Here is a 16,315-nt window from a genome sequence, read left to right as displayed (position 1 = left end):
GATCGTTTGGAACGTGCCCAGCGAAGCTATGCGGACAGCTCCGAGCGGTCAACGCACAGTGAGATTACGGACGCGCCCGGCCAGACGTACTCCATGACCGGAAGCGAGAAACCCTGCGGGAACTCCTCGACGAACTCACCGCACGGCACGGCCCCGAGCCTGGCGTAGAAGGCGATCGCCGCCTCGTTGGCCTTGAGCACCTCCAGGTACATCGCCGCACCGGGATGGGCCGAGCACACCCAAGAGGCCGCCGCGCCGATCAGCGCCGTGCCCACGCCCGACCGTTTGAGCGCAGGCCGTACGTGCAGGTTGTCGAGCAGGACGCGGCCGTCGGGCTGGGGGAGGAGGTAGCAGAAGCCGAGCAGTGCGCCGTGCTCGTCGTCGGCGGTCAGCAGGCACGGCTCGCTGAGCTCCCAGGCGGCGGCCTCCAGCCTGGCCTGCCACAACGCCGTGCGCTCGGGCAGCAGCGGCCCGTCCAGATACGTCTCGGGCATGATCCCGGCGTAGGCGCTCACCCAGCTCTCCGTGTGCAGCGCCGCGACCCTGGCGGCGTCGGCGGGCGTGCCCTTGGTGATGTTCATGGCGACGAGGATGGCACAGGCCCTGACATCAGCCGATCGCGGAACGGAGGTCACGCCTGTCATGGCCCGTCATAGGGTGCAGGTGTGACAATTGGCGCATACCTGAGATTCCCACACCTGTACGGTGACCTGGTCACCTTCGTCGCCGACGACGACGTGTGGCTGGCCCCGACAGCGGGCGGCAGGGCCTGGCGATTCACCGCCGACAAGACGCCCGTCTCACATCCGAGGTTCGCCCCCGACGGCAGCCGCATCGCCTGGACCAGCCACCGCGAAGGCGCACCCGAGGTGTTCGCCGCCGCCCTCGACGGCGGCGAAGGCGACAGGCTCACGCACTGGGGCAATCCCATGACCGGAGTGCGCGGCTGGACGCCCGGCGGGGACGTCATCGCCGTCACCGCCGACGGACAGGCCAGCCGCAACCACGTGTGGGCCCGAGCCGTGCCCCTGGACGGCGGCCCCGCCCCCCGCCTGCCGTACGGAAGGGTCAGCGACGCCCAGGTCGCGGCCGGCGGCGGCGTGGTGACCGTGTCCGCCCTGTGGCGCGAACCCTCGCACTGGAAACGCTACCGAGGCGGTACGGCGGGCAAGATCTGGATCGACGCCGACGGAACCGGTGAGTTCACCCGGCTGTTCGCCGACGACATCGCCCAGCACTGGAACGCCATGTGGGTCGGCGAGCGCATCGCCTTCCTCGCCGACAGCGACGGCGTCGGCAACCTCTACAGCTCGCGGCCCGACGGCTCCGAACGCCGCAGGCACACCACCTCCGACGGCTTCTACGTCAAGCACGCCGCCACCGACGGCGAACGCGTCGTCTACGCGCACGGCGGCGACCTCTACCTGCTCGACTCCCTCGACGCCGAACCCCGCAAGCTCGACATCACACTCGGCGGCCCCCGTCCCGCCAGAGCCAGGCGCCCCGCGTCGGCCTGGGCGAGCGGGTACTCACCCGACCGGAGCGGCCGGGCCAGCGTCGTGGAGATCAGGGGCACCGCGCACTGGGTCACCCACCGCGACGGCCCCGCCGGAGCCCTGCGCGTCGAGCCGGGCGTCCGGGTCAGACTGCCCCGCGTGCTCGGCGCCGAAGGCGACTCCCGCGCCGTCTGGGTCAGCGACGCCACCGGCGAGGACGCCCTGGAGATCGGCAGGCCGGGCGGCGAGATCCGCACCCTGGCGGCGGGCGAGATCGGCAGGGTACTCGACCTGACCGCCTCACCCGACGGCAAGCACGTCGCGCTGACCAGCCACGACGGCAGGCTCGTCGTCGTCGACGTCGAGTCCGGCGCGCTGCGCGAGATCGACAGGACGCTCGACGGCGACATCAAGGACCCGGTGTTCTCGCCCGACTCCGCCTGGCTGGCCTGGGCGCATCCCGGGCCTTCGCCGCTGCAGCAGATCAGGATGGGCCGGGTCGACGGCACCTCCACGCTCGATGTGACGCCGTTGCGCTTCGCCGACTACGAACCGGCCTTCACCCAGGACGGCAGGCATCTGGCCTTCCTGTCGATCAGGACGTTCGATCCCGTGTACGACGCGCACGTCTTCGACCTGTCCTTCCCCGCTGGGTGCCGGCCGTACATCGTGCCGTTGCAGGCGAGCACGCCGTCGCCGTTCGACCCCAGCCTGCTGGGCAGGGGCTTCGGCGCCGACGACGAGCAGCCCGCCGGACAGGCGCAGGGCGAGGAGAAGAAGGACGCGGCGCCGCGCACCGAGGTGGACCCCGAAGGGCTGGCCTCCAGGGTCGTGCCCGTGCCGGTGCCCGCCGCCAGGTACGGCAACCTGCGCACGGCCAAGGACGCGCTGCTGTGGCTGAGGTACCCGCTGGCCGGGGAGCTCGGCGACGGCAGCGACGCCTCGGGCGAGACCGTCCTCGAACGCTACGACCTGAAGAAGCGCTCCTGCGCCGAGATCGGCAGGGAGCAGAGCTCGTTCGAGGTCAGCGGCGACGGCTCACGCCTGGTGCTGGCCAGCAAGGGCAGCCTGCAGACGCGCGGCTCGGGCGAAGGCGACGACGTGGTGGGCATCGACCTGGACCGGGTCAGATTCACCGTCGACCCCGTCGCCGAATGGCGTCAGGGCTTCGACGAGGCCGGACGCCTGATGCGCGACCACTTCTGGCGCGAGGACATGAACGGCGTCGACTGGCAGGCCGCACTCGACCGCTACCGGCCGCTGGTCGCACGGATCGGCGCCTACTCCGAGCTCATCGACCTGCTGTGGGAGGTGCAGGGCGAGCTCGCCACCTCACACGCCTACGCACGGGCCAACGGCACCGCCGTCGACCCCAAACGCCGTCAGGGCCTGCTCGGCGCCGACCTCGTGCGCGAGGGCGACGTCTGGCGCGTCTCGCGCATCCTGCCCGGCGAGTCCTCCGACCACGCCGCACGCTCCCCGCTGCTGGCACCCGGCGTCGCCGTACGCGAGGGGGACGCCGTCGTCGCCGTCGGCGGGCGCCCCGTCGACCCGGTGCGCGGCCCGCTCGCCCTGCTGGCGGGTACGGCCGAGCAGGCGGTCGAGCTGACCGTACGGCCGGCCTCCGGCGGTGAGACCAGGCGCGTGGTCGTCAGGCCGCTCGCCGACGAGACGCCTCTGCGCTACCACGCGTGGGTCGAAGGGCGCAGGGCCGTCGTCAGGGAGCTGTCCGGCGGGCGGCTCGGGTACCTGCACGTGCCGGACATGGTGGCCAACGGCTGGGCCCAGTTCCATCGCGATCTGCGGGTCGAGATGGGGTACGAGGGGCTGGTCGTCGACGTGCGCGAGAACGGCGGCGGGCACACCTCCGAGCTGGTCATCGAGAAGCTGGCCCGCAAGATCGCCGGGTGGGACGTCTCCAGGGGCTACCGCCCGCGCCGCTACCCCACCGACTCGCCCCGCGGCCCGATCGTGGCCGTCGCCGACGAGTTCGCCGGTTCCGACGGCGACATCGTCAGCGCGGTCTTCAAGTCGCGCGGCCTCGGCACCCTCGTGGGCACCCGCACCTGGGGCGGCGTCATCGGCATCGACAGCCGCTACGCCCTGGTCGACGGCACCGTGGTGACCCAGCCCCGCTACTCCTTCTGGCTGGAGGGCCCCGGCTGGGGCGTGGAGAACTACGGCGTCGACCCCGACATCGAGGTCGTCACCACCCCCCAGGACCGCGTAGCCGGCCGCGACCCCCAACTGGCCAAGGCCGTGGAACTCGCCCTCACCGCCTTGACCGAATCCCCAGCCGCCGAGGCCCCGGAGCCACCTGCACTGGGGTGAGGCCGCTTTGATCGTGTGGCCCGGGGGGTGCGCCACCCGAGCCACACGATCAGTCAGGGGCCTTCGGTCCAGTGCTTGTGGAGCCTGGCGATGGCCTCCTCCTTGCTCATGCCCGCGACCTCGGCCTCGGTGAGGCCGACCCGCGAGATCAGCAGATGGACGACATCGGCGGGCAGCGCCTCGGACGGCGGCTCCGGCACGCCGCGATCAGGTTTCACCCCGTCCAGGACACACGCCCCGAAGGCCGTCTCGTCGACCTGGAGCTGGTCACGGAGGATATGGCTCCAGATACTCGGGCCGTACGCGCTGCGATCGACCGGACGCGAGATCCTGGTCCTCAACACCCTGCCGTCGAACAGATGCAGCTCGTAGGTGACGTGGTGTGTGCCCGTGCCTCCCCGCGCGTTGCGCACCAGGTGCCAGCCTTCGCACCGGCAGAAGGAGTCGTGGTGGTCACGTGTGGGCTGGGGCCAATTCACTTGGCTGTCCCCACCAGCCATTCCCGCATCTGCTTGTCGTCACTGAGACTGATCAACTGCACCACTCCCCAGTTCTCGCGGTGGTTGGGGACGTCGAGAAGATGATCCTGCCAGTCCTCCGCGTACTCACGTAGAGCTTCGATCATCTCGCTGACGGCCTGGTCGAAAGTGGCGCCGTCGGCGGCGACCGGCAGGCCGGGAATGAAGATCGACCAACCACCCGCCTCCGGAACGACCTGGGCGCGAGACGGAGTGACCGCAGCGAGATAGTGTCGCAGCCGCTCGACATCCACGAGCGCCGTCACGGCCGAGTCGCGGCGCACGGTGGCGACGCGCCCCTTCTCGGCTGCGTCAAGGAGTGCCTTGAAGTGTGTGCGGGCTGCTGTGTAGCTGTCGAAGTGGACAGTGCTCATGGCGAGACCTCCGTAAGACGTATCCCTCACCCTGCCATCGACATCCAAGTACGTCAAGTACGTGACGTACTTTCTGAGATGCTGTCCGGACAAACAGGCAGGGAGCCGGTGGACACCGGCTCCCTGCCTGTTCGCTTCGGAAATACCTTGCTAGCTGCATCCGCTGGTGGAGCCGCAGCCTTCGCAGACGTAGCAGCTGCCTGCCGGGCGCATCTTGGTGCCGCAGGTCATGCACAGGGGGGCGTCGGCCGTGCGGCCCTGGTGGGATTCCAGGGACGTGCGGGGCTTGGGCTCGGCCACCGGGACCGGCTCGGGGCGCGGGCCGGGCTCGATGGGGGCGGACTGGGCCAGGGCCTCGCGGTCGACGATGGGGGCCGGGTCCTCGCCGCGCTGCTGGGCGGCGCGCTCGGTGGCCGAGAAGATGCCGAGGGCGGCGCGCTCGTCGTAGGGCAGGTGGTCGAGGGCAAGGCGACGGAAGATGTAGTCCATGACCGAGGTCGCCATACGCACGTCGGGGTCGTCGGTCATACCGGCCGGCTCGAAGCGCATGTTGACGAACTTGCTCATGTACGTCTCGAGCGGCACGCCGTACTGCAGGCCGATCGAGATCGCCACCGAGAAGGCGTCCATGACACCGGCCAGCGTCGAGCCCTGCTTGGACATCTTGAGGAAGACCTCGCCGAGGCCGTCGTCAGGGTAGGACGAGGCGGTCATGTAGCCCTTGGCGCCGCCGACCGAGAAGCGGGTGGTCGTACTGGGGCGCTGGTTGGGCATGCGGCGGCGGGTCGGGCGTGCCACCTCGATGACCCTGACCTCGGGCTCGGCGACCGGTGCGGCGCTCGCCTCGGCCTCCTCGGCGGCGGGCTTCTTGCTCGCGACCGACAGCGGCTGGCCGACCTTGCAGTTGTCGCGGTAGACCGCGAGCGCCTTCAGGCCGAGCTTCCAGCCCTCCATGTAGACCTGCTCGATGTCGTCGATCGTGGCCGACTCGGGCAGGTTGACGGTCTTGGAGATCGCGCCGGACAGGAACGGCTGGGCGGCGGCCATCATACGGACATGGCCCATGGGGGCGATCGCACGCTCACCCATCGCGCAGTCGAACACCTCGTAGTGGTCGCGCTTGAGACCGGGGGCGTCGACGACGTGGGCGTGCTCGCCGATGTACTCGACGATGGCCTCGATCTGCTCCTGCTGGTAGCCGAGCTGCCGCAGCGCACGCGGGATGGTCTGGTTGACGATCTGCATCGAACCGCCGCCGACCAGCTTCTTGAACTTCACCAGCGCCAGGTCGGGCTCGATGCCGGTGGTGTCGCAGTCCATCATCAGGCCGATGGTGCCGGTCGGGGCCAGCAGCGACGCCTGGGCGTTGCGGTAGCCGTTCTTCTCGCCGAGCTTGAGGCACTCCGACCACTGGCGCGACGCCTCGGCGTGGATCTTGTCGTCCATCGTGCCGACCGTGCGCATGCCGTCGTTGGCCCCGGCGTGCTTGCGCATGACGCGCTTGTGGGCGTCGGCGTTGCGGGCGTAGCCGTCGTAGGGGCCGACGACCGCGGCCAGCTCGGCGCTGCGACGGTAGGAGGCGCCGGTCATCAGCGAGGTGATCGCACCGGCGATGGCACGGCCGCCGTCGGAGTCGTAGGCGTGGCCCGTCGCCATGAGCAGCGCGCCCAGGTTGGCGTACCCGATGCCGAGCTGACGGTACGCGCGGGTCGTCTCGCCGATCTTCTCGGTCGGGAAGTCGGCGAACGTGATCGACGCGTCCATCGCAGTGATGATCAGCTCGGTCATCTTGACGAAGTTGGCGATGTCGAAGGAGTTGTCGTCCTTCAGGAACTTCATCAGGTTGATGCTGGCCAGGTTGCAGGAGGAGTTGTCCAGGTGGAGGTACTCCGAGCACGGGTTCGACGCGGTGATACGGCCGGTCTCGGGGCTCGTGTGCCAGTCGTTGATCGTGTCGTCGTACTGCACGCCGGGGTCGGCGCACTCCCAGGCCGCCTTGGCCATCTTGCGGAAGAGCGACTTGGCGTCGACCTCCTCGATGACCTCGCCGGTCAGACGGCCGCGCAGGCCGAACGGCTGGCCGCCCTCGACCGCGCGCATGAACTCGTCGGAGACGCGGACGGAGTTGTTGGCGTTCTGGTACTGGACCGAGACGATGTCCTTGCCGCCGAGGTCCATGTCGAACCCGGCGTCGCGCAGTGCGCGGACCTTGTCCTCCTCGCGGGCCTTGGTCTCGATGAACTCCTCGATGTCGGGGTGGTCGACGTCGAGCACGACCATCTTGGCCGCCCTGCGGGTCGCGCCGCCCGACTTGATGGTGCCCGCCGAGGCGTCGGCGCCGCGCATGAAGCTGACCGGGCCGCTCGCCGTACCGCCGCTGGAGAGGAGTTCCTTGGAGGAGCGGATGCGCGAGAGGTTCACGCCGGAGCCGGAGCCGCCCTTGAAGATCACACCCTCTTCCTTGTACCAGTCGAGGATCGACTCCATGGTGTCGTCGACGGCGAGGATGAAACAGGCGCTGACCTGCTGCGGCGAGGCGGTGCCGACATTGAACCAGACCGGCGAGTTGAAGGCGAAGACCTGGTTGACCAGGGCGTGCTTCAGCTCGTGGTCGAAGATCTCGGCGTCCTCGTCACCGGCGAAGTACCCCTCGGCGATGGCGGTCCTGGTGTAGACGCCGACGACGCGGTCGACCAGCTGCTTGAGGCTCCACTCACGCTGGGGGGTGCCCACGGCGCCGCGGAAGTACTTCGTCGTCACGATGTTGGCCGCGTTGACCGACCAGAAGTCGGGGAACTCGACACCGCGCTGCTCGAAGTTGATCGAACCGTCGCGCCAGTTGGTCATGACGACGTCGCGGCGCTCCCACGTGATCTCGTCGTAGGGGTGCACACCGGGCTTGGTGAAGATGCGCTTCATCTTCAGCCCCTTGCGCGGCCGCTTCCCCCCACGTGTCACTGCGCCGCTGATCGTCTCCGTCATGACTTCCCCCTCCTAGGGGCTCCGCCTGAGCCCCGCCGTATTACCGTTCCTGTGGCCCCGCCCGACCGGGCCTGCCCGCTGTGCCGTGATGGCTCAGGCTTTGTCCGCGTTCTTGTCGTCCTTGTCGGCGCGTAGCTGCTCGATCTCCGCCTCGAAGTCGGCCAGGCTCTCGAATCCCCGATAGACCGAGGCGAACCTCAAATAGGCCACTTCGTCCAGATCGCGCAGCGGACCCAGAATGGCCAGCCCCACCTCGTTGGAGGGGATCTCGGCCGAGCCCGTCGCCCTGATGCTCTCTTCGACCCGCTGCCCGAGCTGGGCGAGCGAATCCTCGCTCACCGGCCTGCCCTGGCACGCCCTGCGTACTCCCGCGACGACCTTGTCCCTGGAGAACGCCTCCGTCACCCCACTGCGTTTGCTCACCATGAGGAGAACGGTCTCCTGCGTGGTGAACCGTCGCCCGCACTCCGGGCACGTGCGCCTGCGCCTGATGGCCGCGCCGTCCTCGGTGGAGCGGCTGTCGATGACCCGCGTGTCCGGATGACGACAGAACGGACAGTGCACGCGTGTCGCCTCCTCGAACCCGCAGCCCACCGTGTCTGCCCGCATCCGCCTGCGGCGAACGCCCTCTCGGGGATGCTCGCGCACGCCCCACGGTCACCCTGGGTGCGGTCACGGAAACACAAGTTGTGGTGAACTACATCGGTGTAACTACTAGATGTTGTGGTCCAACCGTAGAAGCCGCCGACCATGAACGCAAGTTGAAGCGGAGGGTCGCGGGGAAGTGGCTGATCAGAACGGGGGGTACGGCGTGTCGCCCCAACTTTCCCACCGGTCTCGTGATTTCCGCTTCCTGGGAGGGGGCTAGGAGTGGTCGGGCTTTGGTCAAGGCCGGGGGTGGGGGGTACTGGGTACAACGCTTCGGGGGTGGGGGGTCATCCCGTGTGGCGGTGGGGGTGTGGCTGGGTTTCGCGCCGCTTCCCGCATGCTTGTGGGGGAGGGCCATGCCCTCCTGTGCCGTGCTGCTCAAGGAGTGGCGGTGCTTCTCAAGACTTCTCAAGACTTCTCAGGGAGTTACGGCGTTCGGGAGGTAGAGGCGGGATCCGGGCCGGATGAGGGAGTCGGACAGCCCGTTGATGCGCATGATCTCGTTCACGACGGGACCCGGGTCGCCGCCAGGGTCCAAGGCGTCGGCGATCTTCCAGATGGTGTCGCCCGTGTCGACGACGATCCAGGGCAGGCCCTCATGGCTGGGCGGCCCCTGCTCGGCGGCCAGGCTCATGGCCCTGGTGCCGAGCCAGAACAGCCCCAGGCAGAACACGGCCAGCACGAACACCAGCACGACCCGCCCCCGCCTGGTCAGCCGCATCGGCGGACGCCGTCGCTTCGGTCGTGCCGCTGCCCCGTTTCCGTCTCCGTCGGCTCTGAGCAGCCGTGCGCCTTCGGTCGGCCTGACGCGTTTGGCGGTGCTTGTGCGCTTGGCGGACGGGCGGCGCCCCTGGTTGCCGTGGTCGGCCGATGTGCGGTGGTTCGGCCTGTCACCTGGGGTGAGCCACGGCCCTTCCGTGGGGCGGACGCGCTTGGCGGTGCTTTTGCTGCGAGTACGGCTTTGCGGGGGATTGTGGCGAGGCGTGCCGTTGGCGGAGTGAGGCGTGCCGTCAAGGGAGGCGCCGGGCGTCGGGCGGGTTGGCGGGCGTGGCGGCGTGGTGTACGGCTGTGCGGAGCGCGTCGCGGGGGTGGCAGGCGTGTGGGAAGGCGCGCCGGTCCTGGGTGAGGCGGCTGTCGCTGTGTGGCCCGTGGATGTGGGCGCTGCGTCGCCTGAGGACGTTGTGTCGCCTTGGGGCGGTGTGTCGTCCTGGGAAGGGGGCGGGGTGGGGACGACCCACAACGGCGGACGGCCCTGGCGGAACGGACGACCCTGGCGGAACGGGCGGCGGGGGCGGGAGGTGCGTGCCGGAGGGACCGACGGCGTCGGTATGTCGGCGTTTCGGGGCGAGGTGTCGTCGATTTCTCGAACACCGGGCGGTGTGGCGGGGCGGACAGCCTCGATGACGAGCTCCAGCCGCCGGACCTCGTCGTCCGTGGGTTGTTGTGTCGTTGTCGTGAGCCGCAAAATGGACCTCCCGCACCGTATGGCCCAGGCCAATTGGCCAGAAAGGGCCGAACAAAGATCGGCGAATCGAACACGGTGTCGATCGAACTCCCGTACGATGTTGTACACCACACCGCTGACAATTTCGAGGAAGACTCGAACAATTGTTTGAAGATGATCTTCAGTAGCGGTACGGTCGCTGTGTGCGACATGAAGACCACGGACCGGAGGGTCCGCCTGACAGGGGCGGTCGCCGGGCGAAGGGGAGAGCATGAGCGAGAGGGATGACGACAGCGCGGTCAGCGACCTGGCGGTGCGCCGGCGCGACTCGTTGGGGCTGACACCGAGGCAGCGCAAGATCCTTGAAGTGATCCGCGACTCGGTCCAGCAGCGCGGCTATCCGCCGTCCATGCGCGAGATCGGCGAGGCCGTGCAGCTCACCAGCACGTCCAGCGTGTCGCACCAGTTGACGGCGTTGCAGCGCAAGGGCTACCTCAGGCGTGACCCCCACCGCCCGCGTGCGCTGGAGGTCAGGCTGCCCGGTGAGCCGGTGCTGTGGGTCGATCCCGACGCCGGTGACGAAGAGGCGGCGGTGAGCCGTCCGACGGCCGCATACGTTCCGCTGGTCGGCCGGATCGCGGCCGGTGGCCCGATCCTGGCCGAGGAGAGCGTGGAGGACGTCTTCGCACTGCCCAAGCAGCTCGTCGGCGAGGGCACGCTCTTCCTGCTCCAGGTGGCCGGAGACTCGATGATCGAGGCGGCCATCGCCGACGGCGACTGGGTCGTCGTACGGCAGCAGCCGGTCGCCGAGTCCGGTGACGTCGTGGCCGCCATGATCGACGGCGAGGCCACGGTCAAGACGTTCAAGCGCAAGGACGGCCACGTCTGGCTGGTCCCGCACAACCCGAACTACGACCCCATTCCTGGCGACGAGGCAAGCGTCCTGGGCAAGGTCGTCGCGGTTCTGCGCAAGCTTTAGCCCTCTTACCTGCCCGGGGTGGCGGCGGTGTGACGCTGTCACCGCCCTGGGGTGGCTTGTGGGGGTGGAGTGGGTTTGGTGGGGTGGATGCTGCGTGATCGCTGATGTTGGTCGGGGTGGGCGGTTCTGAGCTTCGCGTTCTGACTTGACCCGTAGCGTCCCCTTCCTCGCCCTTCTTTTGCTCTCGCTCTGTGGTGCCTTGCTGCTGCGGTGTTGGCGTACCGCTCTGTGTGTGTCTGCGTGGGCTTGTGTGCTGCTGTTGTGGTTGCTGTGTTCTGGTCGTCGTCTGCCGTGAGATGTCGGTTTCGTGTGGCGTGGTGTGGTTGCGCTGCGGCGTTTCTCTTGGGGCTTGGGGGTCGTTCGGGTGGGCGGTACGTGATTTCACCCATCGCCGTGTGTGGGGGGTCGCAGCACACTGAGGGGGCATTCGTCGACCACTCATGGTGACTTTCGAAGGGGCCTCATGAGAAACGTACGTCGTTTGGTCATTGGTGGACTGCTGGCCGGGGCGTTCCTCCTGCCCGTTGCCGGGCCTGCGCATGCCAAGAAGGCTACGGAGTGTTACCAGGACTTCAACCACAACTACAACGTCCTTCGTAGCCAGGGCTACAGCCACGAGGTCGCCTTCCGAGACGCCCTCATCACGTACGAGGAGTGCCTGGAGATCAAGGGACAGTAGGCGTACTGGCTGCCGTTCGTGCACCGTGCGATTTGTCGCACGGTGCACGAACGGAGCTCTGGAGTGGGGGGAGGCGACCCGGAGGCCTGGCCTTTGGGAGGCGGGAAACGAGGAAACCTCGTATCGCGCGCTTTCTCCCGCCCCTCCGCCCTCCCCTCCCCCGCACGCGTCGTCGCGCTGCTCCGTTTCCCGCTCCGTAACTCAACCGCCCGCAGGGCCCGCCCATCTCGCCTCCACGTATGACCTGCCGCAGTGTTTGGCTCCCGTGTCTCCCGCTACAGCAGGGCTGCCTGCATCTACCGCAGCTCGCTTCGCGACTTTCTTGGGGGAGGGGGAAGGTGAGGCGGGGGACCGGGCGCATGGAGGAGCGGGGAAGGGGCGCTGAATGGCCGAGGATTCCCGGTGCTAATTGGCCGGGTGCGGTGATCGATGGGCTTTGTTCTGGTTGTCGTTGTTGCTTCGAAGGGTGCGGTAAAGGTGTTGGAAGGGGGTGATCGCTAGGTCGACCGGGGGCGGGCGGTCGCGTGGTGGTTCGTGGTGCCTATGAGGTGGTGTTGTGGGGGGCGGCGGAGCGGTCGAGGAGGGTGTTGATCATTTGTTGGAGTTGGGTGTGGCCGGTGGGGCCGAGGGCCGAGCCGAGGGCGTTGGAGAGTTTGTCGAAGGGGTCGTCCATCGGTAGGGCTTTCAGTTGGTCGGCGAGTTCGTCGATGGTCCAGGGGCCGTCCTTGTGGACGTGGGCGCCTCGTGACCAGCCGTGGTTGACCGCGACCGTTCCGCCGCGGATGGAGAGGACCTGGCCGTTGAGCGGACAGGAGGCGGTGGCCAGGTAGGCGGTGATGGGGGCGCTGGTCGAGGGGTGCAGTGGGTCGAACGCCCCGGCCGCCGGTTCCGCGCTCATGCCGGGGACCTCAAGGGTGAGCCGGGTACGCGCCATGGAGGGCGAGATGCAGTTGACGCGCACGCCGTACCGGCCGAGTTCGAGGGCTCCGACGATGGTCATCGCGGCGACCGCGGCGTTCCCGGCGGCGTAGGAGGCCTGGGTGGGCAGGGGGTTGAGCAGGCCCGAGCCCGAGGAGGTGTTGATGACGGCGCGGTCGACGCGGTCGCCGGCTTCGAAGCGGTCGCGCCAGTGCCGTGCTGCCCATCGGGTGACGGCGAACGAGCCTTTCAGCTTCACCGCGACGACGGCGTCGAACTCCTCCTCGCCCAGGTCGGCGATGCCGCGGTTTCGTTCGATGGTCGCGTTGTTGACCACGACGTGGAGGTCGCCGAAGGCCTCCAGGGCCGTGTTCACCATGCGCTGGGCGCCGTGCCAGTCGGCGACGCTGTCGGTGTTGGCGACGGCCTGCCCGCCGCGGGCGATGATCTCTTCGACCACCGCCGCTGCCACGCCGGCGTCTCCGCCCGTGCCGTCGATGGCGACACCGGGGTCGTTGACGACGACCTTGGCGCCTTCGGCGGCGCACAACAGGGCCTCTTCTCGCCCGATGCCGCGCCCGGCGCCGGTGATGAGGACGACGCGTCCGTCCAGGTTTCCCATGGGTCCCACTTCCTATTCGCTGCACTCAATGTATTACTACACTGCATGAAGTGATGCATGGAATGCAATAGGCTGGAGTCATGACGGAGAGCCCGGGGTTGCGGGAGCGCAAGAAGCAGCGGACGCGGCAGGCGCTGATCGAGGCGGCGGTGGACCTGTTCGAGCGCAAGGGGTTCGAACACGTCACGGTGGCCGAGATCGCCGAGGTCGCGGAGGTGTCCACGCGGACGTTCTTCCTCCACTTCCAGGCCAAGGAGGACGTGCTCTTCGCCAATGCCGGTGTGCGGGTCGACCTGGCGCTGCAGGTGGTGGCCGAGCGCCGAGCGGGGGAGCCGTTCTCCGGCGTCCTGATGCGGGCGACCGAAGAGATGATCGCCAACAGCTGGGACAGCGACCTGACCAGTGGGCTCGCGGCTCTGCGGGTTCGCCTGTCCGAGTCGTCTCCGGCGTTGCAGGCGCGGTTGTTGCAGCGCTATCTCACCGCGCAGACCGAACTGGCCCGAGCCCTGCACCAGGCCTATCCGGACGAACTCGACCCGGTCGCCGCCGCCACCCTGGTGGGCGCGATGGTGGGTGCGGTGAGCGCGGCGACGCTGGCCAGCCTCCAGCGCGGCGACTGCCCTGAAGGGGTACGCAATGCGATGCGGCAGGCGATGAACCTGGTCGTGTGCTGCCGTCACCCCGCGAACTGAGCTCCTGCGGGTCGTCGCGATCGAAGCGATGGCCGGTGAGCGGGCGGTGTTGACCGCAGTCGGTGGGACGTTGGAGAGGCAGCCGGGTTGTTCCCACTTCTGTCCCGGTTCGTAGGCCCTGCTGGTGCCGTCGCTGGGCCTCGTCCCGGCCTGCCGTGTCCCGCTCCGTCGGGCTTGGCCGATTTCCGCTCGCCTCGTCTTTGCCCTGCCCGGCCTACCCCTCCACCCCAGCCCACGGAGCGCCAATTGGGTGGGTTTGGTAGGAAATGGGATCGTACGATGAACGGGTGGAAGAGAGATTCGGGCTGGATGAGCTGGGCCTTGACGCACTGGGACGACGGGACGGGGTGAAATGGGCGGCGGCCGGAGCAGGAGTGATTCCGGCTTGGGTGGCGGATATGGACTTCCCGGTTGCGCCGGTCATCCGGGAGGCGTTGGAGCGCAGGATCGACACCGATCTCGGGTACCCGGTATGGGACGAGGAGCCGGGCGCGGGACCGCTGGCGGAGGTGTTCGCCGAGCGGATGACGGTGCGGTACGGATGGCAGCCGGACCCGGGACATGTCCGGGTGTTCACCGATCTGAACCAGGCATTGCAGGTCGTTCTGCATCTCATGACGAGCCCCGGCGACGAGATCGCCCTGCACACCCCGGCGTACAACGCGTTCGTCCACAGTTTGAGTGCCATGGGACGACGCGTACGGGCGATTCCCATGACGGGGGATGAAGGCGGCGAATCCTGGACGTACGAGGAGCCGGATCTGGCGGGATGCAAGGTTTTGCTGCTGCTCAATCCGCACAATCCGACCGGCAGAGTGTTCACCAGGGCGGAGTTGACGGCGCTGGCGGAGGCGGCCGTACGGCATGACGTGTTGGTTGTTTCGGATGAGATCCATGCGGAGCTCACCTATGAACCGCATCGGCATATTCCGTTCGCCTCGATCGCACCGGAACGGACGGTGACACTGACGTCGGCCAGCAAGGCGTTCAATTTGGGTGGTGTGCGGTGTGGGGTCGTCCATGTGGGGGCGGCCGAGGTACGGGCGGCGTTGGCGGGGCAGCCGGAGTTGTTGTACGGCGTGGCGGGACTGTTCGGGGTCGAGGCGACGATCGCGGCCTGGCGGCACGGGGATGGGTGGTTGGCGGAGGTACGCAGGCTGCTCGACCGGAATCGGCGGTTGGTCGCCGAGCGGTTGCCCGATGCGGTGGGGTATCGGGTGCCGGAGGCCACCTATCTGGCCTGGCTGGATTTCGGACGGGCCGACGCGGCTGCCTTTCTCGAGCGGGAGGCCCGGGTCAAGCTGAGTGCGGGCGAGGAGTTCGGGCCGGGCGGCGAAGGATATGCGCGATTCAATTTCGCCACCTCCCTGCCCGTGCTGGAGGAGGCGTTGGCGCGTATCTCCGCCGTGGTGTGAGAGGCGCTCGGAAAGAAGTGGGTGTGCCTGGCAACGGTCTGCAACCGGGCTTCAACCGGGGTCCGGCACAGTAGGGGGGTGATGATCTCAGGGACGCGGGTCGTCAGGCCCGGGGTGTTGCCGCCTCGGCCCGGGGTGGGGCTGATCGTGGGGCTCGTGGTGTCGGGGCTCTGCGCACTGGGTGTGCTGGCCCTGCTGCTGGTCAGTGGGGGGCCGGAGGGGTTCGGGCTGTCGTTCGCGTTGGGGCTGGCGCCGTTACCGGTGTTGCTGGCGGGGGTGCTGGCGCTCGACCGGTTCGAGCCTGAGCCGAAGCTGTTGCTGGTGTTCGCGTTCGTGTGGGGGGCGGGCGTCGCGGTGGTGCTGGCCATCGCGCTGACCGTGGCGGGGGAGGCGCTGGTGCTGTGGCTGGGGGTGGGGGAGCAGGCGGCGAGTGTGGTGGGGACCGTGGTGCTGGCGCCTTCGATCGAGGAGGGGCTCAAGGGCAGCGTGCTGTTGTGGCTGGCCTGGCGCAAGCGGGAGATCGACGGGCCCACCGACGGGATCATCTACGCGTGCATGGTGGGGCTGGGGTTCGCGGTCGTGGAGAACGTGGGGTACTACCTCACGGCGTTCACCCAGGACGGCGTGGAGAGCGCGGCGACGCTGTTCCTGGTACGCGGGGTGATCGCGCCGCTCGGCCATCCGGTGTACACGTCGATGATCGGACTGGGCGTGGCGTACGCGGCCACGCATCGGGGGGCGGGCAGGCTGCTGGCCGTTCCGCTGGGGTATCTGGGCGCTGTGCTGCTGCACGGGTTGTGGAACGGCATGGCGACCATTCACTCGCTGGCCGGGCTGGGGATCGTGTACGTGGTGCTGATGCTGGTCATCGCCGGGCTGATCGTCATCACCGTGGTGGAGCGGCGCAGGCTGGTGGCGCGGATCGGCTATGTGCTGCCCGCGTACGTGCCCAGTGGGCTGGTCGAGCCTGCGGACATCGTCATGCTGGGGTCGTTGCAGACGCGCCGGGAGGCTCGTAAGCGGGGGAAGGCCTTCGGACAGGGGCGGGCGGTGTCGGACTACCAGCAGGCGGCGACCGAGCTGATCATGCTGCACGAGAAGGCGGAGCGCGGGAAGGTCACGCCCGAGCAGTTCGCGGCGGAGCAGGACGCGCTTCTGGCTGTGATGGGAGGCACGCGGGCACGTTTCGCCGGGAGGGTGTGAAGCTGAGCCCGCTC

13 protein-coding genes are annotated in these 16,315 nt (G+C 68.6%); 6 read left to right on the top strand and 7 right to left on the bottom strand.

Annotated features, from left to right (window positions below; all coding sequences use genetic code 11):
- Nucleotides 1-26: 26 nt before the first annotated feature.
- The gene (locus ACTWNK_RS33515; protein ID WP_474308919.1) at nucleotides 27-581 is read right to left on the bottom strand and encodes an N-acetyltransferase family protein; all 555 of its coding nucleotides are present in this window, start codon (nucleotides 579-581) and stop codon (nucleotides 27-29) included.
- Nucleotides 582-665: 84 nt separating this feature from the next.
- Here ACTWNK_RS33515 and ACTWNK_RS33510 point away from each other — a divergent pair, with 84 nt between their 5' ends.
- On the top strand, nucleotides 666-3,827 hold the full coding sequence (locus tag ACTWNK_RS33510; protein ID WP_474308918.1) for a S41 family peptidase: 3,162 nt from the start codon (nucleotides 666-668) through the stop codon (nucleotides 3,825-3,827).
- 53 nt (nucleotides 3,828-3,880) lie between these two features.
- Here the strand turns inward: ACTWNK_RS33510 and ACTWNK_RS33505 are convergent, their stop codons facing one another.
- The 5 genes from ACTWNK_RS33505 to ACTWNK_RS33485 all read right to left on the bottom strand — a co-directional run bounded on the left by ACTWNK_RS33505 (nucleotide 3,881) and on the right by ACTWNK_RS33485 (nucleotide 9,070).
- A complete protein-coding gene (locus ACTWNK_RS33505) occupies nucleotides 3,881-4,306 on the bottom strand; it encodes a cytotoxic translational repressor of toxin-antitoxin stability system (RefSeq protein WP_474308917.1) in 426 nt (141 codons plus the stop codon).
- Nucleotides 4,303-4,719, bottom strand: a complete 417-nt coding sequence (locus tag ACTWNK_RS33500; RefSeq protein ID WP_474308916.1) for a prevent-host-death protein — start codon at nucleotides 4,717-4,719, stop codon at nucleotides 4,303-4,305. The genes ACTWNK_RS33505 and ACTWNK_RS33500 overlap by 4 nt, the downstream gene beginning before the upstream one ends.
- A gap of 150 nt (nucleotides 4,720-4,869) precedes the next feature.
- Nucleotides 4,870-7,701, bottom strand: coding sequence for a vitamin B12-dependent ribonucleotide reductase (locus ACTWNK_RS33495; RefSeq protein ID WP_474308915.1), 2,832 nt, complete (start codon nucleotides 7,699-7,701; stop codon nucleotides 4,870-4,872).
- 93 nt (nucleotides 7,702-7,794) lie between these two features.
- Nucleotides 7,795-8,265, bottom strand: coding sequence for a transcriptional regulator NrdR (gene nrdR, locus ACTWNK_RS33490; protein ID WP_474311059.1), 471 nt, complete (start codon nucleotides 8,263-8,265; stop codon nucleotides 7,795-7,797).
- A 502-nt stretch (nucleotides 8,266-8,767) separates the two neighbouring features.
- Nucleotides 8,768-9,070, bottom strand: a complete 303-nt coding sequence (locus tag ACTWNK_RS33485) for a LysM peptidoglycan-binding domain-containing protein (protein WP_474308914.1) — start codon at nucleotides 9,068-9,070, stop codon at nucleotides 8,768-8,770.
- A 994-nt stretch (nucleotides 9,071-10,064) separates the two neighbouring features.
- Here ACTWNK_RS33485 and lexA point away from each other — a divergent pair.
- Both lexA and ACTWNK_RS33475 read left to right on the top strand, forming a co-directional pair.
- Nucleotides 10,065-10,772 carry a transcriptional repressor LexA gene (lexA, locus tag ACTWNK_RS33480; RefSeq protein WP_474308913.1) on the top strand — a complete coding sequence of 236 codons (708 nt, stop codon included), beginning with the start codon at nucleotides 10,065-10,067 and terminating at the stop codon, nucleotides 10,770-10,772.
- A 463-nt stretch (nucleotides 10,773-11,235) separates the two neighbouring features.
- Nucleotides 11,236-11,451, top strand: coding sequence for a hypothetical protein (locus ACTWNK_RS33475; RefSeq protein WP_474308912.1), 216 nt, complete (start codon nucleotides 11,236-11,238; stop codon nucleotides 11,449-11,451).
- Nucleotides 11,452-11,992: 541 nt separating this feature from the next.
- Here the strand turns inward: ACTWNK_RS33475 and ACTWNK_RS33470 are convergent.
- The gene (locus ACTWNK_RS33470) at nucleotides 11,993-12,991 is read right to left on the bottom strand and encodes an SDR family NAD(P)-dependent oxidoreductase (protein ID WP_474308911.1); all 999 of its coding nucleotides are present in this window, start codon (nucleotides 12,989-12,991) and stop codon (nucleotides 11,993-11,995) included.
- 80 nt (nucleotides 12,992-13,071) lie between these two features.
- Here ACTWNK_RS33470 and ACTWNK_RS33465 point away from each other — a divergent pair, with 80 nt between their 5' ends.
- The 3 genes from ACTWNK_RS33465 (at nucleotide 13,072) to ACTWNK_RS33455 (ending at nucleotide 16,301) form a co-directional block, all read left to right on the top strand.
- Nucleotides 13,072-13,683: a TetR/AcrR family transcriptional regulator gene (locus ACTWNK_RS33465; RefSeq protein WP_474308910.1), complete on the top strand. Its 612-nt coding sequence runs from the start codon at nucleotides 13,072-13,074 to the stop codon at nucleotides 13,681-13,683.
- A gap of 287 nt (nucleotides 13,684-13,970) precedes the next feature.
- Nucleotides 13,971-15,098, top strand: coding sequence for a MalY/PatB family protein (locus tag ACTWNK_RS33460; RefSeq protein WP_474308909.1), 1,128 nt, complete (start codon nucleotides 13,971-13,973; stop codon nucleotides 15,096-15,098).
- Between the two features lie 81 nt (nucleotides 15,099-15,179).
- Nucleotides 15,180-16,301 carry a PrsW family intramembrane metalloprotease gene (locus tag ACTWNK_RS33455; protein WP_474311057.1) on the top strand — a complete coding sequence of 374 codons (1,122 nt, stop codon included), beginning with the start codon at nucleotides 15,180-15,182 and terminating at the stop codon, nucleotides 16,299-16,301.
- The last annotated feature ends 14 nt before the right edge of the window (nucleotides 16,302-16,315 follow it).

It is taken from the genome of Nonomuraea sp. IBHARD001 (genome assembly GCF_056106265.1).
This window is presented reverse-complemented; position numbering and strand designations above follow the sequence as displayed.